Source organism: Pseudomonas sp. X4, from assembly GCF_040784925.1.
Classification (GTDB): Bacteria; Pseudomonadota; Gammaproteobacteria; order Pseudomonadales; family Pseudomonadaceae; genus Aquipseudomonas; species Aquipseudomonas putida_Z.
In genome coordinates, this window is the sequence record NZ_CP160798.1 from 4,956,303 (window position 1) to 4,979,664 (window position 23,362).

The 23,362-nt window shown below is 65.9% G+C and carries 19 protein-coding genes; 7 read left to right on the plus strand and 12 right to left on the minus strand.

What is annotated here, in order from left to right; genetic code table 11:
- Positions 1-81 precede the first annotated feature (81 nt).
- Positions 82-432 (minus strand): cupin, encoded by a 351-nt coding sequence (locus ABX298_RS22140; protein ID WP_075045008.1) that lies wholly within the window; start codon positions 430-432, stop codon positions 82-84.
- 117 nt (positions 433-549) lie between these two features.
- On the opposite strand from ABX298_RS22140, the gene ABX298_RS22145 reads away from it, so the two are divergent.
- Entirely contained in the window at positions 550-1,455 is a 906-nt protein-coding gene (locus ABX298_RS22145) for a LysR family transcriptional regulator (RefSeq protein WP_286919350.1), read from the plus strand.
- Between the two features lie 105 nt (positions 1,456-1,560).
- Entirely contained in the window at positions 1,561-2,760 is a 1,200-nt protein-coding gene (locus tag ABX298_RS22150) for an MFS transporter (RefSeq protein ID WP_367393644.1), read from the plus strand.
- 162 nt (positions 2,761-2,922) lie between these two features.
- On the opposite strand, the gene ABX298_RS22155 is transcribed toward ABX298_RS22150, so the two are convergent.
- Positions 2,923-3,534 (minus strand): LysE family translocator, encoded by a 612-nt coding sequence (locus tag ABX298_RS22155; RefSeq protein WP_075045011.1) that lies wholly within the window; start codon positions 3,532-3,534, stop codon positions 2,923-2,925.
- Between the two features lie 106 nt (positions 3,535-3,640).
- Here ABX298_RS22155 and ABX298_RS22160 point away from each other — a divergent pair, with 106 nt between their 5' ends.
- Positions 3,641-4,612: a GlxA family transcriptional regulator gene (locus ABX298_RS22160; RefSeq protein ID WP_084785164.1), complete on the plus strand. Its 972-nt coding sequence runs from the start codon at positions 3,641-3,643 to the stop codon at positions 4,610-4,612.
- A gap of 146 nt (positions 4,613-4,758) precedes the next feature.
- On the opposite strand, the gene ABX298_RS22165 is transcribed toward ABX298_RS22160, so the two are convergent.
- The 6 genes from ABX298_RS22165 to ABX298_RS22190 form a co-directional block, all read right to left on the minus strand.
- Positions 4,759-5,610 carry a CAP domain-containing protein gene (locus ABX298_RS22165; RefSeq protein WP_025338862.1) on the minus strand — a complete coding sequence of 284 codons (852 nt, stop codon included), beginning with the start codon at positions 5,608-5,610 and terminating at the stop codon, positions 4,759-4,761.
- Between the two features lie 220 nt (positions 5,611-5,830).
- The gene (locus ABX298_RS22170; protein ID WP_317409155.1) at positions 5,831-6,442 is read right to left on the minus strand and encodes a cell wall hydrolase; all 612 of its coding nucleotides are present in this window, start codon (positions 6,440-6,442) and stop codon (positions 5,831-5,833) included.
- Between the two features lie 35 nt (positions 6,443-6,477).
- Positions 6,478-7,395 (minus strand): AEC family transporter, encoded by a 918-nt coding sequence (locus ABX298_RS22175; RefSeq protein ID WP_367393645.1) that lies wholly within the window; start codon positions 7,393-7,395, stop codon positions 6,478-6,480.
- A 236-nt stretch (positions 7,396-7,631) separates the two neighbouring features.
- On the minus strand, positions 7,632-8,495 hold the full coding sequence (locus tag ABX298_RS22180) for a LysR family transcriptional regulator (protein ID WP_367393646.1): 864 nt from the start codon (positions 8,493-8,495) through the stop codon (positions 7,632-7,634).
- 158 nt (positions 8,496-8,653) lie between these two features.
- On the minus strand, positions 8,654-9,502 hold the full coding sequence (locus ABX298_RS22185; RefSeq protein WP_367393647.1) for an ABC transporter permease: 849 nt from the start codon (positions 9,500-9,502) through the stop codon (positions 8,654-8,656).
- The gene (locus ABX298_RS22190) at positions 9,499-10,515 is read right to left on the minus strand and encodes an ABC transporter substrate-binding protein (protein WP_367393648.1); all 1,017 of its coding nucleotides are present in this window, start codon (positions 10,513-10,515) and stop codon (positions 9,499-9,501) included. Before ABX298_RS22190 ends, ABX298_RS22185 begins: the two co-directional genes overlap by 4 nt.
- Before the next feature lie 164 nt (positions 10,516-10,679).
- Between ABX298_RS22190 and ABX298_RS22195 the strand changes: the two genes are divergently transcribed.
- On the plus strand, positions 10,680-12,575 hold the full coding sequence (locus ABX298_RS22195) for a S8 family serine peptidase (RefSeq protein WP_367393649.1): 1,896 nt from the start codon (positions 10,680-10,682) through the stop codon (positions 12,573-12,575).
- 32 nt (positions 12,576-12,607) lie between these two features.
- Here ABX298_RS22195 and ABX298_RS22200 read toward each other — a convergent pair whose 3' ends face one another.
- Complete coding sequence (locus ABX298_RS22200) at positions 12,608-14,752, minus strand: methyl-accepting chemotaxis protein (protein ID WP_025338868.1); 2,145 nt, start codon at positions 14,750-14,752, stop codon at positions 12,608-12,610.
- 197 nt (positions 14,753-14,949) lie between these two features.
- Between ABX298_RS22200 and ABX298_RS22205 the strand changes: the two genes are divergently transcribed.
- Entirely contained in the window at positions 14,950-16,269 is a 1,320-nt protein-coding gene (locus ABX298_RS22205) for a Na+/H+ antiporter family protein (RefSeq protein ID WP_025338869.1), read from the plus strand.
- A 13-nt stretch (positions 16,270-16,282) separates the two neighbouring features.
- Here the strand turns inward: ABX298_RS22205 and ABX298_RS22210 are convergent, their stop codons facing one another.
- From ABX298_RS22210 to ABX298_RS22220, 3 genes are all read right to left on the minus strand, one after another.
- A complete protein-coding gene (locus ABX298_RS22210) occupies positions 16,283-17,290 on the minus strand; it encodes a FecR family protein (RefSeq protein ID WP_075045017.1) in 1,008 nt (335 codons plus the stop codon).
- Positions 17,291-17,579: 289 nt separating this feature from the next.
- Positions 17,580-19,349, minus strand: coding sequence for an acyl-CoA dehydrogenase C-terminal domain-containing protein (locus tag ABX298_RS22215; RefSeq protein ID WP_367393650.1), 1,770 nt, complete (start codon positions 19,347-19,349; stop codon positions 17,580-17,582).
- Positions 19,350-19,484: 135 nt separating this feature from the next.
- A complete protein-coding gene (locus ABX298_RS22220; protein WP_367393651.1) occupies positions 19,485-21,107 on the minus strand; it encodes an acyl-CoA synthetase in 1,623 nt (540 codons plus the stop codon).
- A gap of 195 nt (positions 21,108-21,302) precedes the next feature.
- Between ABX298_RS22220 and ABX298_RS22225 the strand changes: the two genes are divergently transcribed.
- On the plus strand, positions 21,303-22,709 hold the full coding sequence (locus ABX298_RS22225) for a sensor histidine kinase (RefSeq protein WP_075045020.1): 1,407 nt from the start codon (positions 21,303-21,305) through the stop codon (positions 22,707-22,709).
- Between the two features lie 6 nt (positions 22,710-22,715).
- Positions 22,716-23,351, plus strand: a complete 636-nt coding sequence (locus tag ABX298_RS22230) for a response regulator transcription factor (RefSeq protein ID WP_075045021.1) — start codon at positions 22,716-22,718, stop codon at positions 23,349-23,351.
- Positions 23,352-23,362 lie beyond the last annotated feature (11 nt).

Below are 23,362 nucleotides of genomic sequence, written 5' to 3' on the forward strand. Positions count from 1 at the left end.
CTAGATCATGCTTTTAAAATTGCAGTAAACAGGGTGTTCATGTCGGCTGGGTAACCCGCGTTCGATTTTCGATTAGCGGATTCACGTCGGCCACGGAGTGCCGCTGCTGTAGAACACCGCGAGCCAGATGGTGGCGGTGCCGGGGGCGGTCCATTCCACGCGGTGGCGGTAATGCGGCGGGATATCCAGGCAATCGCCCGGCGCCAGCAGGCGGGTGTGGTTCTCGTGCTCGAAACGCAGGCCGGCGGCGCCACTGAGCAGCACGATCCATTCGCCTTCGGCCTGGTCGTACCAGAAACCGGGCGGGCTGGCCTGGCCGCTGGAGACGATACGTTCCACGCGCACGCCCGGGCGGCTGAGCAGTTGGTCGACCCATTCGGCGCTGGTGGGGTCGCAAGGGGGCAGGGCAGTCAGCAGGTTGGTCGGGATCATGGAAAACCTCGTTTGGAAGGGGGTGGTTCCACTATGGACGCAATTGCCGTGCGCCGCGCTTCTTGACCGGCCCGGCTGTTTGTAAGAACTTTCCGGGATTTGGAAGACGGGCAACAAATGGACAAACTCCTGGCGATGAAGATGTTCGTGGCCACCGTCGATGCCCAGGGCTTTTCTGCCGCCGCACGCCGGCTCGGGCTGGCGACATCGTCGGTGACCCGCCTGGTCGATGCCCTGGAAGCGGCGTTGGGCACCACCTTGCTCAATCGCTCCACCCGCCAGGTCAGCCTGACCGAGGCCGGCGCCCGTTATTACGAGCGCGCGCGGGGTATTTTCGAGGCCCTGGACGAGGCCGATGCCAGTGTCGCCGACCGGGGCGAGGAGCCTGTCGGTGTGCTGCGCCTGTGCTTGCCGGTGGAGTTCGGCAGGCGGGTCATTGCCCCGCACCTGGGGCCGTTTTTGGCGCAACATCCGGCTCTGGAGCTGGACATCGACCTCAGCGACCGCCTGGATGACCTGCTTGACGGGCGCTATGACCTGTCGATCCGCCTGGGCGACCCCTCGCCCAATGACGAGCTGGTATGCCGCCAGCTGGGTCGCTTCCAGCGTTGGCTGGTGGCCAGCCCGGGCTACCTGGCCGGGCATGACGCGCTGGAGCATCCGCGGCAGCTGCTCGAGCACGCTTGCCTGCGCTTTCGCTACGGGCAGAAAGGGCGCCCCTGGCGCCTGTCCCGTGGGCAGGACAGTCTGGAACTGGATGTGAGCGGGCCGTTGCGCAGTGCCAATGCCGACATGTTGCGCGAAACCGCACTGGCGGGCAGCGGTATCGCGCTGTTGGCCGACTGGCTGGTACGTGAGGATGTGGCGGCCGGGCGACTGCAACGGCTGTTCCCCGATTGGCAGGCCAGCCCCGGCGCGGCCAATGACAGCATCAACGCCCTGTACCTGCCCAACCATCGTGGTTCGCGGCGGGTGAATGCCTTTATCGACTTTTGCGAAAATTTGCTGCAGCGCAGCACCTAGTGTTGCGCAGTGCGCAAAGCCCTGTTGCGCCAGCGCTGGATTCTCGCCAGGAGTGCGTCTGGGTAAGGTGGCCGGCATATTCCAGCCATTGCCGAGGACACTCGCATGAATCCCTCCCTTGCCGCCGCGCAGCCTGCAGTCACCGGCCTCAGCCGGGCCCTGGTCGCCCTGCTGGCGTTCTGCTGCGGCGCGATCGTCGCCAATATCTACTATGCCCAACCCATCGTCGGCCTGATCGCCCCGGACCTGGGGCTGTCCACCGAGCATGCCAGCCTGATCGTTTCGCTCACGCAACTGGGCTATGCGTTGGGCCTGCTGTTGCTGGTACCGCTGGCCGACCTGCTGGAAAACCGCCGCTTGATGGTGGCTACCGCCGTGCTGGCCTGCGTCAGCCTGCTGCTGGCGGGCACCAGCAGCAGCGGCCAGGGCCAGCTGTTTCTCGGCTATGCACTGCTGATCGGTTTCAGTTCCGTGGCGGTGCAGATGCTCATCCCGCTGGCGGCGCACCTGGCGCCGGAGCTGCAGCGTGGGCGGGTGGTCGGCAACATCATGGGTGGCCTGCTGCTGGGTATCCTGCTGGCGCGGCCGTTGTCCAGCCTGGTGGCCGACTACTTCGGCTGGCGTGCGGTGTTCATTGGCGCTGCCGGGGTGATGCTGGCGATCATCCTGCTGCTGACCCTGACCTTGCCGCGGCGGGTGCCCGAGCACAAGGCCAGCTATGCCGGCCTGATGCTGTCGCTGCTCACGCTGCTGCGCCGTTACCCCTTGCTGCGCCAGCGCTCGCTGTACCAGGCGTTGATGTTCGCGGCGTTCAGCCTTTACTGGACGGCGGTGCCGATGGTCCTGGCAACCGAGCATGGCCTGTCGCAGAGCCAGATCGCGGTATTCGCCCTGGTGGGCGCGGTGGGCGCCGTTGCCGCACCCATGGCCGGCCGCCTGGCCGATGCCGGGCATGCCCGGGCCGGTTCGCTGTTGGCGTTGTTGCTGGCGCCGGCGGCACTGTTGCTGGGGCTGACGGTGCCAGGCTACAGCGTGATCGGCCTGGGCCTGACCGGCGTGCTGCTGGATTTTGCGGTGCAGATGAACATGGTCATCGGCCAGCGTGAAGTGTACGCGCTGGACCCGGCCAGCCGCGGGCGGCTGAACGCGGTGTACATGACCAGCATCTTCCTCGGTGGGGCGCTGGGTTCGGCGGTGGCCAGTGCGGTGTTCAGCCAGTTTGGCTGGCAGGGTGTGGCGCTGGTGGGGGCGGGGTTGCCGGGTGTGGCCTTGCTCATCTTCCTGGCCAAAGCGCGCCGGGGTTAAATGCGAGCGCGGTCACCTGTGGGAGCGGCCTTGTGTCGCGAAAGGGCCGCAAAGCGGCCCCGGCAATTCTGAAGTGATGCGTAGATCGTGGGGGCGCTTCGCACCCCTTTCGCGACGCAAGGCCGCTCCCACAAAAAGAACGGCACACGCCTGTATCAGACGCTACCGCCCAAGCGGCAACGCCACACCAATCAAGGCAAACAGGCTGCCGCAGCAGCGATTGAAGCCCTTGCCGCCCTTGGCCAGCCATGGCCGGATACGAAACGCCAGGCGTGCCAACAGGTATTCGACCAGGAACTCGACGCTGGCAAAGGTTGCCGCCATCACCACGAACTGCAGCAGCAACCCGCGCTGCGGGTCGATGAACTGCGGCAGGAAAGCGCCGTAGAACAGCAGCACCTTGGGGTTGGCCATGGCCGACAGCAGGCCCTGGCGGAACAGGCCGGCATTGCCCAGCCGCGCGCTTTGCGCGGTCAGTTCCAGGTGCAGACCCGGGCTGCGCCACAGCTGGATACCCAGCCAGATCAGATAGGCGCCACCCACCCACTTGAGCACGCTCAGCACCGAGGCCGAGGCCTGCAGCAATGCGCTGAGGCCAAACATGGCCAAGGCGATCAGGGCGCTGAAGCCAAACACCCCGCCGACGATGGTGAACAACGTCCGGCGTGCGCCATACAGGGCGCCGTGGGTCAGGGCCAGCAGGCTGTTGGGGCCCGGGGTCAGCGACAGGCCGATGCTGGCCAGCAGGTAGATGAGCCAGGTGTCCAGTGCCATGGTGGGAAATGCCTTGTTGATGGGGAGGGCGTCAGTCTATGGCGCCGACCTTGGCCGGCAAGGGTATGATCCGGACATTGAATGGTCGTTTCTGGACGCGATGCCAATGCTGCCCGATATCCGCTTGCTGATCTTGCCGTTACCGGATTTTGCCCTGCTGCCGTTCGGCGCCTTTCTCGACAAGTTGCGTTTCAGCGCCGACGACGAGGACTACAGCCAGCAGCGCTACTGCAGCTGGACCGTGGCAGGGCTGACCCTCGACCCGGTGCCGTCGAGCAGCGGCGCGGTGGTGCAGGTCGAGGCCGTCGCTGGCCAGCTCGAGCTGGCCAGTTTCGACTACCTGGTGGTGTTCGGCGGGCGCAATGCCATGGCCACTGCCGCGCTGGCGCCTCGCTACCGGGCCTTGCTCAGGCAGGCTGGCAAGGCTGGCGTCAAGCTGGTGGGGGTCGACAACGGTGCTTTCCTGTTGGCCGCCTGCGGGTTGCTGCAGGGGCACAAGGTAGTGGTGCATTGGCGCCACGAAGCCGAATTTCGTGCGGCCTTCCCGCATTTGCAGGTGCTGAGTGAGCAGCTGTATTGCATCGACGGTAGCCGCATCACCTGCGCCGGCGGCACCGCGGCCATGGACCTGGCCGTCGCCCTGTTGTCACGCGCCTGCGGGCGGGCCCGGGCGCTCAAGGGCCTGGCCGACATGCTGGTGGATGAAACCCGCGATAGCCGCCATGCCTTGCGCTCGCTGGAGCTGGGGGCGGGGCAGGGGCGGCAGGTACAGCGCGCGCAGGCGTTGATGCGTCATCACCTGGGTACGCCGTTGACCGCGGAGCAGTTGGCGGCGGAGTTGGGCATCAGCCGGCGCCAGCTGGACCGGCAGTTTCACGCCAGCCACGGCATGAGCGCCAAGGCCTGGTGGCTGGAGATGCGCCTGCAACAGGCGCGCTGGCGCTTGCTCAATTCCAGCCACAGCCTGGCGCAGATTGCCGATGAAGTGGGCCTGGGCGATGCCAGTTACCTGGGCAAGTGCGTGCGGCGACGGTTTGGTTGCACGGCCCTGGAACTGCGCTGTCACGTAGAGAACTGAATTCACAAGCGGTCCACGTACCCTGTGGGAGCGGGTTTACCCGCGAAGAAGCCACCGCGGTGCATGGCACCGGCTGCGCGGGTGTTCGCGGCTAAAGCCGCTCCCACAGGGTCCCTGCTATTTCAATGAGTCCTGTGAGAGCCGGCCTACTGCGGCGTCCCGAACAACCCTGTCCAGTAAATCCCCGCGTCACTCTTCGGGTCCACTGCATACGCAGCGCCCAGCTCGCGGAAGTCCGGGTTCATCAGCGTCGCGCAATGCCCCGGGCTATCCAGCCAGCCATCGACCACCTTGCGCGCGGTATCCCGCCCGGCGGCGATGTTTTCGCCGATCTGCTGGTACAGGTAGCCGGCCAGCTCTGCCCGGTCACCGGGGGTGCGGCCATCCTTGTCGATGTGGTCGAAGAAGTTCTGGTTGGCCATGGCCCGGGTGTGGTTGGCGGCAACCCCGGCCAGCACCGTGCTCCAGCTCAGCGCGGGGGCGGCGGCGAAGGGCTGGCCACCGCATTGGCGCGGCACCTTGCGCGCGGCGTTGATCTCCTGCAGCACCTTCTGCCCCTCGGCCTGCCAGTCGCCCAGGCGACCACTGAGCAGCGGCCGGGCCAGCACGATGCGCCAGTCGCGACCTTCCTGGCTGACGCCGATATCGACGAACTGCGGGTCGAGCACCACCTGGCAGAAGCTCTCTTCGATGGCATGCATGGCAGCGCGCGCATCACGCGGCCCCGACAGGCTGATGGCCTGCACATTGACCATCGGGTAGGCGGCGCGGGTCATGGCCTGCTGCAGGTCCCGGGTACCCTCTGGCGACAGCGCCAGGCGGGTATCGCTGTTGAGCGGCGGCAGCTCCAACGACGCTTCGCCACCGCAGGGCTGGGCCTTGCTGCGGTAGACATTGATCGAATCGATCAGTTGCGCCTCTTCGCCGGTGGCAGCCAGTGCCCCGGCCGAAACGACCAGGCCCAGCGACAAGGCGGCAACGGATGACAGGACGCGCATGTGGATCTCCCTATGACTGGCAGCGTCGTGGTTTGCGCTGCTCATCCTACACAAGCCCGGGGCTTTTGGCCCGGGATCGTGCAAAGCAATGAAAACGCCGGCATTCGTTGCTGGCGGCAAAAGACGGAGTAGACCACTGATCATCGGAAAAGTGCGAACAGTTGGTAATCATTCTTATCGAACCACAGCTGTCAGCCCGTTGGCCGGCGCCCGGCGGGTATCAGCGCGCCACCGCCTGGTTCGGTTTGTAGAACAGAAAATGCCGGGTCTGCGCCGTCCGGCGGTAGGCTTTGGCCCAGTCCGGGCGCACATTGCGGTCATGGAAGTACAAGGCACCCCCGGTGCGGTCTTTCAACTGCTGGTTGAGCGCCTTGCGCGCGATTTCCTTGGCAATGCCGTAGCGTTGCGCTTCTTCGACCTGGTCCGGGCGCCCGTCGCACCACCAGGAGAACTGGCAGGCCTTGCTTTCCACACCCTGCTTGACCACGCCGCAGATGGTATCCGGGAAGCCATCGTGGCCCAGGCGGTTGAGCACGACGTTGGCCACGGCGGCCATGTCTTCGGCGTCCGCACCCTTGGCCTCCCAGTAGATGGTGCGGGCCAGGCAGGTGATGCTGTCATCCAGCGGCGCCTGGCCGGCCGGGTCCACTGCCTGCGCTTCGCCCGGCGTGAGGGTCTCGGCCTTTTCCGGGGGTGGTGTGTCATTCACCACTTTTTCCTCGAGCACCTCGGCCTTGTCCTCGGCGACGGCAGCCTTGGCCGGGTCGGCCGCGTGCAAGGGGCCTGCGAGCAGGGCCGAAACCAGGCCGATCACCATCCACGAAAGGCGCATGATGCAAGCTCCCGAACTGTGGGCTGGTTCACAGTCTAGCCAAGCGCGAGCATCAGCACCAAAGGCAGGGTGGCGGCGGCCAACACGGTCTGCAGGGCGATGATGGTGGCCATCAGCGGTGCGTTACCGCCCATTTGCCGGGCCATCACATAGGAGGATGACGCGGTCGGCAGTGCCTGGAACAGCACCGCCACCACCGCTGCCTGGCCACCCAGGCCAAGCAGGCGGCACAAGCCCCAGGTGGTCAGCGGCATGACCAGGAACTTGAATGCCGACGCCGCCATCAGCGGGCGCACCTGCTGGCCCAGGCGGGCACCACCCAAGGCTGCACCGACGCACAGCAGGCCCAGCGGCAGGGCGGCCTGGCCCAGGGCCTTGACCGTGGGTTCGATACCCGCTGGCAGGCCCAGCCCGCTGGCGCGCAGCAGCAACCCGCCGGCGCAACCGACGATCAAGGGGTTGGCGAAGATGGCCCGCAGCACTGTGGCCGGTGAGCTATGGCGGGCGCTGAAGCGGGCGAACACCAGCACGCAAAGCAGGTTGACCAGTGGCACGATGGCGGCGTTGGCCACCGCCGCCAGGGCGATGCCGGCGCTGCCGTAGATACCCGCTGCAAGGGTGGCGCCGATGTAGTTGTTGAAGCGGATGCCGCCCTGGAACACCGAGGTGAAGTCGGCACCGTCGTGGTTGATTGCGCCCTGGTACAGCACCAGCAGCACGGCCCCGGCCAGAGTCGAGAGCATCAGCACGCCGACCATGCCCAGCACCGGCACGCCATCGAGGTTGGCGGTGGCAAGGCCATGGAGGAACAGAGACGGCAACAGTACGTAATAGCTCAGGCGCTCGGCGCCGGGCCAGAAGCTATCGGCGAGGAAGCCGCGCAGGCGCAGGAAAGTGCCTAGGGCAATCAGCAGGATGATCGGCAGCAGCGTAGTCAGCAGCAGATGGAGCATGATCGACGTTCCGTGGTCGGGTACGGGGCACAGACTACTGGTGCGGATCGATCTGTAAAAACGTTGTTTTCTTTACTGACTGTTGAGAAAAAATGCATGGTTGCTCTGGGGGCGCTGTGCGCCCCTTTCGCGACACAAGGCCGCTCCCACAGGTTTGCCACTGCCTTCAAATGCAACGCGTTCGCTGTGGGAGCGGCCTTGTGTCGCGAAAGGGCCGCGCAGCGGCCCCGGCAATCTCAAGCCTCCAGCGCAGTCTTCAGCACCGCACTCAAATGCCGCCGCTGGCTTTTCTCATGCTCCAGCAACACCACCCGCCGGGTCAGCTGCGGGTCGCCAAACGGCAGGCAGGTGGCCGGTGGCAAGCGTTGCAGGTCGTCATCGGCCATGGGGATGATTGCCACGCCCAGGCCCATCACCGCCATGCGCGCCAGCGCTTCCTGGCTGTCCAGCTCCATCTGCTCGCTCACCTGCAGATGCTGTCGGCGCAGCTCCTGCTCGATCTGCCGCCCGGCCCAGGCACGCTTGTCGAAGCGCAGGAACGGCTGGCTGGCCAGCAACTGCGGCACGCTTAGCCCGGCCAGGTCGGGGCTGGCGATGGCCCAGAAGCGGTCTTCGAACAACGGCGTGAAGTCCAGGTTTTGCGGGTAGGGGCTGACCGGCTCGGTGGTGATCGCCGCATCGAGTTCGCCGTCTTCCACCCGCCGTGCCAGTTCGGCCGACATGCCGGAGGCCACGCTGACATGCAGCTGCGGATGGTGCGCCTTGATCCACACCAGCGCCTTGGGCAGGCGCCGCGCCAGCACCGTGTGGATCGCCCCCAGGCGCAGGCGGCCGCGCAGGCTCGGGCCGCTGGCCAGGGCGTCGGCCAGTTCGTCATAGCTAGCCAGGATGGTCTCGGCGCGGGCCACCGCCAACTGGCCGGCTTCGGTCAGCGACACCTGCCTGCGGCTGCGGTCGAACAAGGTCACCTGCAGTTCGTGTTCGAGGGTCTTGATGTGCAGGCTCACCGCCGAAGGGGTGAGGCTGAGCAGGTCGGCGGCACGGGCGAAGGTGCCGTGGCGGGCGATGGTCACCAGGGTGCGCAAGGCTTTGAGGGACATGCGGGTGAGGTCCGGTTTTCAAGCTGACAGAGCTGCATTGTCAGGCCCGGCCCTATCGCCGGCAAGCCAGCTCCCACAGGTACTCCACCGGCGGTGGCCATTGCGGCACCCTGTGGGAGCTGGCTTGCCGGCGATAGGGCCGGGGCAGGCAGCACTGCTCAACGCCCACTACGCCCATAAGCCTGGCTGATCCGGTCGATCACCATGGCCAGGGCGACGATCGCCAACCCGGCCTCGACGCCTTGGCCGACATTCAGGGTCTGGATCCCCGACAGCACGTCCTCGCCCAGCCCGCGGGCGCCAATCATCGAAGCCACCACCACCATCGACAGGGCCATCATCACCGACTGGTTGAGCCCGGCCATGATGCTCGGCAGCGCCAGCGGCAGGGCGATGCGCCGCAACCGCTGCCAGCGGCTGGCCCCCAGGCCATGGGCGGCTTGCAGCAGCGAAGGGTCGATCTGGCTCAGGCCCAGTTCGGTCAGCCGCACCAGCGGTGGCAGGGCATAGATCAGCGTGGCGAACACGGCGGGCACCTTGCCCAGGCCGAACAGCATCAGCACCGGGATCAGGTAAACGAAGGCCGGCAAGGTCTGCATCACATCCAGTACCGGCAACAGCAACCGCTTCGCCAGTGGCCGGGCAGCCAGCAGGATGCCCAGCGGCACGCCCACCAGCACGCAGAGGCTGGTACTGACCAGCACCAACGCCATGGTCTGCAGCAGTTTGTCCCACAACCCGAGCATGCCGATCAGGGCCAGCAGCGCCACCAGTAGCGCGCTGCGCAGCACGCTGCGGCTGGCATGCCAGGCAAGCAGGCCGATCAGCAACAGCAGCAGCCACCACGGCAGCAGGCGCAGCAGGGTTTCCAGGCCGACCAGCAGTTGCAGCAACTGGTCCGAGACGCTGCGCAGGTGATCGCCGTAATGCAGCACCAGCCAGTCGACCAGGCGGTTGACGCTGTCGGCAAAGGAGAATTGCAGGGCTTCGGGGAAGCCGCCGCTCACAGGCTGCCCTCGACCTTGCTGGCAATGTCCGCAGGCAACCAGGCTTTCCACACCTCGCGGTTATCGCGCAGGAAGGTGAGGGCAGCGTCGCGGGGCGGCGTGCGCTTTTCGCTCATGTCGGCCAGTGCCTTGTTCAGTCGGTCGATGGGCAGGTCGACCCGCTCGAACACGCTCACCAGCTCCGGGTAGCCCTCGCGAAAGGCCTTGGATACGCCAATCGACAACTTGGCCGGCAGCGAACTGCTGCCCTTGGGCTCGGGGTTGCCGGCATCAGTCAGGGTGGCCCAGGCCTGGGCATCGAACGGCGGCTCTTGCAGGCGTATGAGTTTGTAACGCCCCATCAAAGGGGTCGGGTTCCAGTAGTAGAACAGCACCGGCTGGCCACGGCGGATGGCTGAGCCGATTTCGGCATCCATTGCAGCCCCGGAGCCACTGCGGAAGTTGCTATAGAGATCATTCAGCCCGTAGGCCTTGAGTTTCTGGCTGTTGACGGTTTCGGATGTCCAGCCGCTGGGGCTATTCAGAAAACGCCCTTTGCCGGGTGACTCGGGGTCGCGGAACACCTGCGGGTAACGCTTGAGGTCCTCGACGCTGCGCAATTCCGGCGCCACGGGTTCCAGCTTGCGTTCCGCATCGCCTTCGATCACGTAGGCCGGCACCCACCAGCCTTCTTCGGCATTCTTGACCGTGTCGCCCAGCGCGAACACCTGGCCGGCCTGTTCTGCCCTGACCCAGGCAGGGCTGCGCCCGGCCCATTCCTCGGCAATCACTTGCAGGTCGTTGCGTGCGAGCGCCACTTCCATGCTGACCGTACTGCCGGGCAGGGTGTCGGTGGGGTAGCCATACCCGCGCTCCACGATCAGCCGCAGGATTTCGGTGGTGAGGGCACCGCTTTCCCAGCCGATGGCGCCAAAGTGGATGGGCTCGCTGCGCTCTGCCGAGGCGGCGCTGTCGGTGCTGGCCAGGCCGACGGCGAGCAGCAGGCCGGCCAGCAACGTTGGAATTCTCTTCATCAGGGCCCTCGTCGGTTGCCGTGTGGTAGCTGCGGGCAAGTGTAGACGACCCCTCCCGCTCGGTGCCGACGGCGGCAGGGAACGGGCTCCTGATGCCAGCGGGGGCGGCGGTTTGCAAAGGTGCCCAGCGCCGTTTGGCAAGTACATTTTGCGAGGTATTCCTGATGACACTGGACTTGAATTTCGTCTACTACCGCAACTTCCGTTTTGATGGAAAGCTGCACGTTCGTTGCAGTGGCGCAGACCTGCACAAGGTCAGCCGAATTCGCTACGAACTGGAACGGGCTGGCCCCGATGGCCCGGTGTCGTTCAGAGGGATTTCGGCCTATTCCCGGGCCCACACCGGCAAGCTGAGCGACCACGGTTGCCCAGCCACACTGCTCGCCGAGGAGGAAGCAGGGGTCTATACCATCCGACCAAGGGTGGTACTGCAGGAGGAGCATGCGCGGGCGATGAACCTGCCTGTCGGAGGGGCCGGTGTCATCGACATGCCGCCGCTGGTACTCGACATCAAGGCCGAGGAGATCAACCGCAGCGTCCTCGACAAGGTCCCGTTGCCTTCTGCTGGCGGGCGTCGCAAGCGGGCGGTGGCGGGCGCGGAGGTGGCCGAACACGCGCTGCCCCTATTGGCACCAGGCACTTCGTACCCGACCCTGGTCATCGAGTTCAGTGCCGGGGGTTACGAGCACTTCCTTCGAGACCTGGAGCCTGCTTCCGGCTCTGCCCTGTCGCGTTACTGGCCGAACCTGAAGTCGGTGATCGCGCCCAGGCCGGTCCTGGATAAACATGATCTGGACGATAACCGGCTTCATGCGTTACGCCAGTACTATTACCTCGACCAGCCTGCCAGCATGCTCAATGACACCTATCTGGCATTGCTCAAGTCGATGGCCGCGCTGGATTACGTAATATCCATGCAGATGGCGCCTGCCCCTTCGGAACCACACCCCGCCGCATTCGTGCTGGCGGGGCTGTTGGCAACCTTGCTGACAGGTACTGCAGTGGTGGCAGGCAACAGGGCTTATGAAAATGCCCAACCCACGCCCGACTTCGAGCCACGCCAGAACTACCTCGACGAACCCGGCCCCCGCTGGAAGGGCCTGAATGTGCGCAAGGTCTGGGCCAACAAGGTGACGGGCAAGGGCGCGCGGATTCACTTCAGCGACGGTGGTTTGCATGCTGGACATGAAGACCTGCGTGGCAACACGGCCTTGAGCGTCGTGTCGCTCGAGCCAAACCATGATCCGCGTCATGGCACTGCTTCAGTGGGTATCATTCTGGCAAGGCGCAACGGGGTCGGCGCTACAGGGATCAGCCATGACAGCGAGCTGTACCTGTACAACAACCGCGCGACAGACGCCCAGGGCGGTTTCCAGACGCTCACGGAGTTGCTGCGCAATGTAGAACCCGGGGACATCGTCGGCATCAATCGCCAGACTGCAAGTATCGAGGTGTTGAGCACGATGCTGCCGTCCTTGCACGACAAGGCCTGGTGGACCGTCATGCAGCAGTTGAGCCAGCGTGGTGCAGTGGTGGTCAATGCCGCGGCCAATGGCAGCAGCAAAACCCTTGCAGAACGACAAACCCACGAAGGGCAGGGCGTAGACCTGACCAATTGGCGCTACTTCGATGACCATGGCGATTCTGGTGCCATCCTGGTGGGCGCCAGTCACTCGTATGACGGCAAGCCCCACGCCTACTCGAACCACCATTACCGTTACCGCATGCTCAATGCCTGGGGCGACAGCGTAGTCACGCTTTCCTATGGGGATTTGCAGGACCTGTCTGGTGAGGACAGGGACTACACAGACCGCTACGCTGGCACCTCCAGCGCTACGCCGATGGTGTGCGGCACACTGAGCCTGATCCAGTCCTACGCAATGGAGCAGCACCACGTCTATCTCAATGGCAACCAGATGCATCAGCTGGTCATGGCGTCCGGGTATCACGACGCCACATTACCCGGTACCGATGTGCTGCCGATGGGCGCCAGGCCCAATGTGCATGGCGCGCTGGTGCTGCTGGACCGCATCCTCGGCGGTGGCAGGTTCGCGGCCTGAGCCAGGGCCGGCAGCTGCCGGCCCTGATCCATTCACACGCGGAACTGGTCCATCAGCGCCTGTTGCTGGTTGGCCAGGCTGTTCAGCGACTGGCTTACGCGCGCCGACTCGTTGGCCTGCCCCGACAGCGATTCGGTGACATCACGGATGGTTGCCACGTTGCTGTTGATCTCCTCGGCCACTGCGCTCTGCTCCTCGGCGGCCGAGGCGATCTGCAGGTTCATGTCGGTGATCACCGTCACTGCCTGGCCGATGCGCTGCAGCGCGGTGACGGCCTGGCCAACCTGCTGCACGCCGCCCTGGGCCTGGCGGTGGCTGTTGTCCATGGCCCCGACCACTTCGCGGGTGCCGTTCTGCAAAGCCTCGATCACCTGGCGGGTTTCTTCCACCGATTCCTGGGTACGCTGGGCCAGGTTGCGCACCTCGTCCGCGACCACGGCAAAGCCACGGCCGGCTTCACCGGCACGGGCCGCCTCGATGGCGGCATTGAGCGCCAGCAGGTTGGTCTGCTCGGCGATCGAGCGGATCACTTCCAGCACCGAACCGATCTTCTCGCTGTTCTGCGCCAGGCCCTCCACCTCGGCCATGGCGTTGCTCATGTCGGCGGCCAGGGCATCGATGCTGTGGGTGGTGCGGTCGATCACCGCCAGGCCTTCGCGGGTGGCCTGATCGGCGTCGCGGGCGGCCTGCGCGGCCTGGGCGGCGCTGCGGGCGACGTCCTGGGCGGTGGCACTCATCTCGTGCGAGGCAGTGGCCACCTGGTCGACCTGGCGGTACTGCTGCTCCATGCCGGCGCTGGTCTGGGTGGCAATTGCCGAAGACTGGTCGGCAGTGCCACGGGCGGCCTGCACCGAGCGTTTGACCTCGGCGATGGTCGGCTGCAGCTTGTCGAGGAAGCGGTTGAACCAGCCGGCCAGTTCGCCCAGTTCGTCCTGCTTCTGGTAGGTCAGGCGGCGGGTCAGGTCACCTTCGCCGCTGGCGATGTCCTTGAGCATGCTTGCCACGCCGAGGATCGGCCGGGTAACGCCGCGGGCCATCAGCCACACCATCAGCAGGCCGGCAATCGCCGCCGCCAGGCCCAGGCCAAGTTCCAGCAGGGTGCCGCTGGTGTTCAGCGCGTCCAGTTCCTGTTTCAGCGCTTCGGCCGGCCCGGTCAGGGCGTTTTCCGGCACATCCAGCAGCACGCCCCAGGGCTGGGCATCCGGAATCGGCCGGAACGCGGCCAGCACTTTCAGGCGCTGCTGGTCGTGCACGATGGTCATCTTGCCATCGGCCAGCTTGCGCACCAGTTCGGCACCTTTGGCGGTATCGACCTGGTCGAAGCGCTGGGCCAGCTTGCTGGCATCGGCGCTGTAGCCGGCCAGCAGGCCGACCGGGCTGAGGATGCCGACCGTGGTGCGGCCTTCGTACAGGCTGCGGCTGGCCTCCTGGCTCAGGGCCTGCAGGCTGTTGAGGTTGATGTCGATGGACAGGGTGGCGATCACCTTGCCGTCGACTGCCAGCGGGAAGACGATGCTGGTCATCAGCACCTGCTGGCCATCGATGTCGTAGAAGTAGGGCTCCACCACGCACACCTTGCCGGATGTGCGCGGGCACACCCACCAGGTATTGGCTGGCTGGCCGCTGGGGCCGATCTCGGTGTTGGCCATGTCATGTTCGGGCAGGGCCATGGCCGTCAGCTGGCCGACACGCGGCTGCGACCAGTACAGGGCGAAGCGCCCGGTTTCGTTGCTGCCCAGTTCCGCCTTGCCGGCGAACAGGCTGTCCTTGTTGTCCAGGGCGTTGGGCTCGAACACCAGCGACAGGCCGAGCAGCTCAGGGTTGGCCTGCAGGGCGGCGCGCACCTGGCGGGTCATGTCCTCGCGCAGGTCGAAGGCATCGAGAAAGCGCTTTTCCGCCTGCTCGCGCAGGAACAGCACCTGGCGGGCGAAACCGGCGCCGTACTGGTAGGCGTCCATGAACTGGCGGCGGATGTTCAGCGCCTGCACCTCGCCCTGCGACTCGATGCGCGACTGCGCCGACTCGGTCAGCATCTGCATGCTGCTGGCCTTGACCAGGTCCGAGCTGTGGTCCATGCGGTACAGCGACAGGCCGACGAGCAGGGTGACGATGCCGGCCAGGCAGAGACCGGCGAGCAGGGTGATCTTCCACTGGATGGAAAGTTGTCGCAAAGGCATGGGGGTGGGTCCCTTGTAATAAGAGTGTGGCTGACGAATGTGTCGGCTGGCGCGGGCTTTTCTTTATTCAAACGTTCAATTTAATCCGCAGGCCGCGCGAGGCGTTGGTAATCCGCCGCAACATGGCGCTTTTGACATCTGCTGCCCACTGCTTCAGAGTGCGCGCTTTTTTTCTGTCGCAATGAGGTAAGCCAACCATGAATGCAGTGATCGCCGCGGTCGGCATCATGCTGATACTCAGCCTGTCCCGCGTGCACGTGGTCATCGCCCTGATCATCGGGGCCCTGGCCGGTGGGCTGGTGGGCGGCCTGGGTATCGAGGGTACGCTCAAGGCCTTCAACGGCGGCCTCGGCGGCGGGGCCACGGTGGCCCTGTCCTATGCACTGCTGGGCGCCTTTGCCGTGGCCATCGCCAAGTCCGGCCTGGCCCATGCCCTGGCCGACCGCGCCCTGGCCATGATCGACCGCCAGGGCCATGCCAATGGCGGCAAGGTCAAATGGTTGCTGGTCGGCCTGATGCTGGTGGTGGCGGTGTCGTCGCAGAACATCCTGCCTATCCACATCGCCTTCATCCCCTTGCTGGTGCCGCCGCTGCTGTACGTGCTGACCCGCCTGCGCATCGACCGCCGGCTGATCGCCTGCGTGATCACCTTCGGCCTGATCACCCCGTACATGTTCCTGCCGGTGGGCTTTGGCAACATCTTCCTCAACGAAATCCTGCTGGCCAACGTTGCCCGCGCGGGTGTCGACGTGAGTGGCGTGAATGTCACCCACGCCATGGCCATTCCGGCAGCCGGCATGCTGGCTGGCCTGTTGCTGGCGGTATTCATCAGTTACCGCAAGAAGCGTGACTACGACCTGGCGCGCATCGAGCAGGTGGAGCAGGTGAGCGTGCAGTACAACCCGCTGACCCTGCTGGTGGCCGGGCTGGCGATTGCCTCGGCGTTCATCGTCCAGTTGTGGCTGGACTCGATGATCATCGGCGCCATGGTCGGCTTCCTGATCTTCTCGCTGTCGGGCATCGTGCGCTGGAAGGACACCGACGACCTGTTCACCGAAGGCATGAAGATGATGGCCATGATCGGCTTCATCATGATTGCCGCCTCGGGCTTTGCCGACGTGATGAAGGCCACCGGTGAGGTGAAGAGCCTGGTGGAAACCTCGGCGCAGTGGATCGACCACAGCAAGGGCGTCGGGGCCTTGTTGATGCTGCTGGTGGGCCTGCTGGTGACCATGGGCATCGGCTCGTCGTTCTCCACCGTGCCGATCCTGGCCGCGATCTTCGTGCCGCTGTGCGTGCAGCTGGGCTTCGACCCGCTGGCCACGGTGTGCATCGTTGGTACCGCTGGTGCGCTGGGCGACGCCGGCTCGCCTGCCTCGGACTCGACCCTGGGCCCGACCTCGGGTTTGAACGTGGATGGCCAGCACCACCATATCTGGGACACCGTGGTGCCCACCTTCATCCACTACAACCTGCCACTGCTGGCGTTCGGCTGGTTGGCGGCGATGACGCTGTAAGACGGGGAGGGCGTCAGCCCTTGTCGGGCGGCGGCGAGATGCGGTTGAGCACGGTGCTGCCGTCCTTGCTGCGGGTCAGGTAGACCGGCAGCACCTTGGGCAGGTTGTTGACCAGGCGCCCCACCTCACGGGTGTTGTAGATTCCGCTGATGCGGATGCGGCCGGTGCTGGCGTCGGCCAGCAACAGCGGTGCGTCGAGGTAGCGGTTGATAATCGGCAGGGCCTGTTCCAGGCTCAGGTTGTCGAGCACCAGCTTGCCGTCGCGCCAGGCCAGGCTGTTGCCGTAGTCGTCGCTCTGTTCCAGTTGCGGCTCGAAGTCGCCCTTGTGATAGCTGGCCTGCATCCCCGGGCCCAGGCGGTAGCCACCGGCGCTGCCGTCGCTGGATACCAGTACCGAACCCTCCACCAGGGTGACCTTGACCTGCTCCTGGTACTTCCACACGTTGAACTGGGTGCCGGTGACGCGAGTCTGGCCGCGACCGGCATGCACGATGAACGGGTGGCTGCTGTCGTGCTGCACCTTGAAGAACGCCTCGCCACGCTTGAGCGTGACCTGGCGTTGGTCCTTGTAGTTGAGGTAGGTGAGCTCGGTGTTGAGGTTGAGCTGCACCGTGCTGCCGTCGCTCAGCTGCACGGTCTGCATGTGCGCGCCGGCTTCGAAGTGCTGGTAGTGGTTGGGCAGCCAGCCTTGCTCCCAGCCCACCCAGCCGGCCAGCGGCAGCACCGCCAGGGCGATTGCGGCAGCGGATGCCAGCGGCCGCCAGTTGCGCGGGCGCGCGGCCTGTTGCACGGGCGGGTTGAAGTCGATGACGGTGGCATTGCGCGGCAGCAGGTCGGCGGTTTGCCAGATTTCCAGCATCGCCTGGTATTCCTCGGCATGCCGCGGGTCGGCCGCCAGCCAGCGGGCGAACGCCTCGCGCTCGCCCGCCGTGCAATCTTCGGCGTGCAGGCGCATGCACCAGTGCGCGGCGGCGTCGGTGATGGCATCGTCTGGGCTGGGGTTGAGGCGGTCGTGGTTCATTGCGGCTCCGGGTTTTGCGCATTCTACCCTTGCTGGAGGGCTCCCGAGAACCGAGGTAATGGCGAATGACTATCAGTTGTGCCGGTTTTCGTCGGATTGGTGATGGTTTTTCAGCGTTTGAGAACCCTTCGCGCAGGTAAATTCAGGCTGAAATCGTTGGGGCTGCTGCGCAGCCCTTTCGCGACACAAGGCCGCTCCCACAGGTACAGCGCTGCCCGATGGGTTGGTGCGATACCTGTGGGAGCGGCCTTGTGTCGCGAAAGGGGCGCATAGCGCCCCCAGCGGCTCATCAGAACTGCGCCGCCTCCAAACCATAAAGGCTGCCACTACCCGCCCGGATACTGGCCTCCAGCCCCAACCCCCGCGGCAAGACCCGCTGGAAGAAGAACTCCGCACACGCAAGCTTGGCCCCATGAAACGCGGCATCCTCGTCACGCCTGGCCAATGCCACCGCCGCCATCCGCGCCCACATGTAGGCATACGCAGTCAGCCCGAACAGCTGCAGGTATTCCACCGCCACCGCGCTGACCAGGTTGGCATCCTCGCCGGCCTGCGCCCGCAACCAGGCGCTGGTGGCCTCCAGCCGCGCCAGGCTCGCTTGCAGGGCTTCACGGTGCAGCGGCGCATCCACGCTGAAGGCCCGCACCTCGGTGGCAAAGCTGGCCAGCGCCTGGCCACCGTCGGCCAGCACCTTGCGCCCGAGCAGGTCGAGGGCCTGGATGCCGTTGGTGCCTTCATAGATCTGCGCAATGCGCACGTCGCGCACCCGCTGCTCCTGGCCCCATTCGCGGATGTAGCCATGGCCGCCATACACCTGCTGGCCGAGCACGCAGCTTTCCAGGCCGTTGTCGGTGAAGAACGCCTTGGCCACCGGCGTCAGCAGCGCCACCAGGCGCTGCGCATGCTCGCGCTCGCCGGCGTCTTCGGCGTAGCGCGCCAGGTCCAGCTGCTGGCCGACGTAGGCGGCAAACGCCCGCCCACCTTCGGTGAGGGTGCGCATGGTCAGCAGCATGCGCCGCACGTCGCCGTGGTGGATGATCGGGTCGGCAGCCTTGTCCTGTGCCTGCGGGCCGCTGGCGGCGCGGCTTTGCAGGCGCTCGTTGGCGTAGCGGGCGGCGCTCTGGTAGGACGCCTCGGCACAGCCGATGCCCTGGATGCCGATGGACAGGCGCTCGTAGTTCATCATGGTGAACATCGCCGCCAGGCCCTTGTTCGGTTCGCCCACCAGGTAGCCGACGGCACCATCGAAGTTCATCACGCAGGTGGCCGATGCCTTGATGCCCATCTTGTGTTCGATCGAGCCGCAATGGGCGGCGTTGCGCGCGCCCAGGCGGCCATCGGCCTCGACCAGGTACTTGGGCACCAGGAACAGCGAGATGCCCTTGGCGCCGGTGGGTGCATCCGGCAGCTTGGCCAGCACCAGGTGGACGATGTTCTCGGTCAGGTCCTGTTCGCCGCCGGTAATGAAGATCTTGCTGCCGCTGATGCGATAGCTGCCATCGGCCTGGGGCTCGGCGCGGCTGCGGATCAGCCCCAGGTCGGTGCCGGCATGGGGTTCGGTGAGGCACATGGTACCGGCCCAGCGGCCTTCGTACAGGGGCGGCAGGTAGGTGGCCTTGAGCGTTTCGCTGGCGTGGGCATCGATCGCCAGGCAGCTGCCGGCGCTCAACGCCGAATACAGGCTGAAGCTGCAATCGGCGGCGTAGAGCATTTCTTCGAACAGCACACCGAGCATTTTCGGCATGCCCATGCCGCCATGTTCGGGGTTGCCGCCCAGGCCGACCCAACCGCCTTCGCGGTAGGTGTGCCAGGCCTCGCGGAAGCCGTCAGGGGTAGTGACTTCGCCTGCGGCAAAGCGCACGCCTTGCTCGTCACCGTTGCGGCTGAGCGGGGCAATCAGCTGGCCGGTGACTTTGGCTGCTTCCTCGAGGATGGCATCGGCGGTATCGGCGTCGATGCGCTCGGCCAGGGCAGGCAGGCGGGCCCACAGGGCCGGGGCGTTGAACACATCATGCAGGACGAAGCGCATGTCGCGCAGGGGGGCTGTGTAGGTGGTCATCGGTAGCTCTTGAAAAGTGGGAAATCTGGGCTGGCCTCTTCGCGGGTAAACCCGCTCCCACAGGGATCGCGCCAAACCTGAGCACATTGCTGTACCTGTGGGAGCGGGTTTACCCGCGAAGAGGCCACCACTGGATCAGAGGGCTTTGGCCCGGTCGCGCAGCACGTACTTCTGGATCTTGCCGGTGGAGGTCTTGGGCAGTTCGCCGAACACCACGGTCTTCGGCACCTTGAACCCGGCCAGATGCTCGCGGCACCAGCTGGTGATGTCGGCTTCGCGGGTGTCTTCGCGGCCCGGCTTGAGGGCAACGAAGGCGCACGGGGTTTCCCCCCATTTTTCATCCGGGCGCGCTACCACCGCGGCTTCCAGCACCGCCGGATGCCTGTACAGGGCGTCCTCGACCTCGATGGTGGAGATGTTCTCGCCACCGGAAATGATGATGTCCTTGAGCCGGTCCTTGATCTCGACATAGCCGTCGGCGTGCCACACGGCCAGGTCACCGGTGTGGAACCAGCCGCCACGGAAGGCTTCGACGGTGGCCTCCGGGTTCTTCAGGTAGCCCTTCATCACCGTGTTGCCACGCATGAAGATCTCGCCCAGGGTGTTGCCGTCGCGCGGCACCGGCTCGAGGGTTTGCGGGTCGGCGACCATCAGGCCGTCGAGGGTCGGGTAGCGCACGCCCTGGCGGGACTTGATCCGTGCGCGCTCTTCCAGCGACAGCTCATCCCATTCGTCATGCCAGGCACACACCGTCACCGGGCCGTAGACTTCGGTCAGGCCGTAGGTGTGGGTGACCTGTATGCCCATCTCTTCCACGGCGCCGATGACCTTGGCGGGTGGCGCGGCGCCGGCGACCATGGCCTGCACCGGGTGCTCGATGGCCGCCTTGGCCGCCTCGGGCATGTTGACCAGGGCGTTGAGCACGATCGGCGCGCCGCACAGGTGGCTGACCCGGTGCTCGCGGATCAGGGTCAGGATCTTCTGCGGGTCGACCCGGCGCAGGAACACATGGGTGCCGGCCAGCGCGGTGATGGTCCATGGGTAGCACCAGCCGTTGCAGTGGAACATCGGCAGGGTCCACAGGTACACCGGGCGATGGCCCATGCCCCAGACCATCTGGTTGCCCAGGGCGTTCAGGTAAGCGCCACGGTGGTGGTAGACCACGCCCTTGGGGTTGCCGGTGGTGCCGGAGGTGTAGTTGAGCGAGATCGCTTGCCACTCGTCATCGGGCCATTCCCAGGCAAAGTCCGGGTCGCCTTCGGCGAGGAACGCTTCATAATCCAGTTCGCTGACCGCACGGCCTTCGCCGTACTCCGGGTCATCCACATCCACCACCAATGGCGGGTGCTCGAGCAAGGCCAGGGCCGCCTCGATGACGCTGTGGAACTCGCGGTCGGTGATCAACACCTTGGCCTCGCCATGCTGCAGCATGAAGGCGATGGCCTCGGCGTCCAGGCGAACGTTCAGGGTATTGAGCACGGCGCCGGTCATGGGCACGCCAAAATGGGCTTCGAGCATGGCCGGAATGTTGGGCAACATCACCGCCACGGTGTCGCCACGGCCGATACCCCGGCCCACCAGGGCGCTGGCCAGGCGTCGGCAGCGTTGGTAGGTCTGCTGCCAGTTGCGGCGGATGGCACCGTGGATCACCGCCGGGTAGTTGCCATATACGGCAGCGGTGCGTTCGATGAAACTCAGCGGGGTGAGGGCGACATGGTTGACGGCAGCGGGCATCAGGCCCTGGGCATAGATCGACATGCGGTAATCCTGTAGGGGAGGCAGGCACAACCTGTGCGCTTGACCCCCGGTGGCTGATTGTTAGCTCTGTTCAGGGTGCAGGGAGGCGGACGGTGGGCCGCTCCCCCTTGTCGCAGTTTTACGCGAGTCGCTATGGTATTAGGAATATCGACTATAGCAATATAGTAAAACTACTATAACAACGAGCCGCCTACCGTGGACAACACTGCCTATCCCTTGCTCGCCAAGGACCCGCAACCCAGCCTGATGCTGGCCGGCGACGCCAGGCCGCTGGCACTCAACCCGGCGCTGCAGGCCTGGGTCGATGAAGGCCCGGCACTGGCCAGCTGGCTGCCGGGCAACTGCGCCGCCCTGGTGCGCGCCTGCCTGCGCCAGCGCCGGGCGATCGCCGATGTCGAGGTGCAGGTCGGTGAACGCATCGTGCTGTGGAGTTTCATCCCTGACGACCAGGGCCAGCAGGTGCTGGCGCGTGGCCGCGACGCCAGCGACGAGCGCCATGGCGCACGCGAGGCCAGCCGCGCCCGGCGCCTGTACCGGCTGATCATCGAGAACACCACCGACCTGATCTCCCGGCACAGCCCCGACGGCCGCTTCCTCGATGCCTCGCCGGCGGCATTCCGCCTGCTTGGCCTGTGGCCCGAGCAGCTGCGCGGCATGGCCGTGCATACCTTGCTGCACCCGCGCGAGCGCCGCCAGGTGCTGCGCCAGGCCGCCGCCGCGCTGGACCAGGACGGCTACCACACCATGACCTGCCGGGTGCGCCAGGCCGCAGGCGGCTACCGCTGGTTCGAGATCGCCAGCCGAGCCATCCGCGAAACCTACACCGGCACGGTGGTGGAGGTGGTCAGTGTGTCCCGCGACATCACCCTGCGCATCGAAGCTCAGGAAAGCCTGGCGCACAGTGCCCGGTTGGCCACCTTGGGCGAGCTGGCTTCGGGCATTGCACACGAGATCAACCAGCCGTTGGCCGCAGTGGTCAACTATGCCAATGCCAGCCAGCGCTACTTGCAGGGCCTGGAGCGCGACCCGCAGGCCCGCGAGCGGGTGGGGCAGGGCCTGCAACGCATCAGCGAACAGGCCACCCATGCCGCTGAAGTGATCCGCCGCCTGCGCGCCTTCCTGCGTAAAGGGCCGCGCCGCCTGCAGGCGCTGGACGTGGCCGAGGTGGCCGGCGAAGCCATGCGCCTGTGCGCCTGGGAGGCCGCGCGTGACCAGGTGGTGGTCGAGTTGCGCATGAGCGCGCAGTTGCCCTTGGTGTATGCCGACCGGGTACTGCTGGAGCAGGTGCTGTTGAACCTGCTGCGCAACGCCATCGATGCCAACCGCGAGCAGCATGGCGAGCGGCCGTCACGTATCCTGCTGGGCGCTGCGCGCGATGGCGATGGCGTGCTGGTCGAGGTGGCCGACCAGGGCCCGGGCGTGGCGCCCGAGCGCCTGGATGAAATCTTCACGCCGTTCACCACCAGCAAGGCCGACGGCCTGGGCCTTGGCCTGAGCATGAGCCGCAGCCTGATCGAGGGCTTTGGCGGCAGCCTGTGGGCGCGTGCCGGTGACAAAGGCGGTCTGGTACTGTGCTGCCGCCTGGCGGTCAGCAGGGGATAAGGGGAGATGGCGGTGCAAGCGAAAGTGTATGTGGTCGATGATGACCAGGGTATGCGCGACTCGACGGTGTGGCTGCTGCAGTCGGTGGGCTTGCAGGCCTTGCCGTTCGCCGGCGGGCAGGCGTTTCTCGACGCCTGCGTCGACGATGGGCCGGCCTGTGTGCTGCTGGATGTGCGCATGCCTGGGCTGGGCGGGTTGGCGGTGCAGCAGGCGATGCGCGAGCGTGGCCTGGGGTTGCCGGTGATCTTCGTCAGCGGCCATGCCGATGTGCCGATCGTGGTGCGGGCATTCAAGGCCGGCGCCTGCGACTTCATCGAAAAGCCCTACAACGACCAGTTGCTGCTCGACAGCGTACAGGCCGCGCTGGAGAACGCCGGGCGGGCACGCCAGGACGACCAGGCGCTGGCCCGGGTGCAGACGCGCATCGACGGCCTGACCCCGCGCGAGCGCGACGTGTTCGTGCCGCTGGCCCAAGGGTTGAGCAACCGCGAGATTGCCGAGCGGCTGGGCGTCAGCGTGAAGACGGTGGACCTGTACCGGGGGCGGGTGATGAAGCGGTTGCAGGCGGATAGCCTGGCGGAGTTGGTGGGCATGGCCATTGCCTGCGGGGCGGTGGAGGCACTGGGCCTGAAAGCGGTGTGACTGCGACTTGC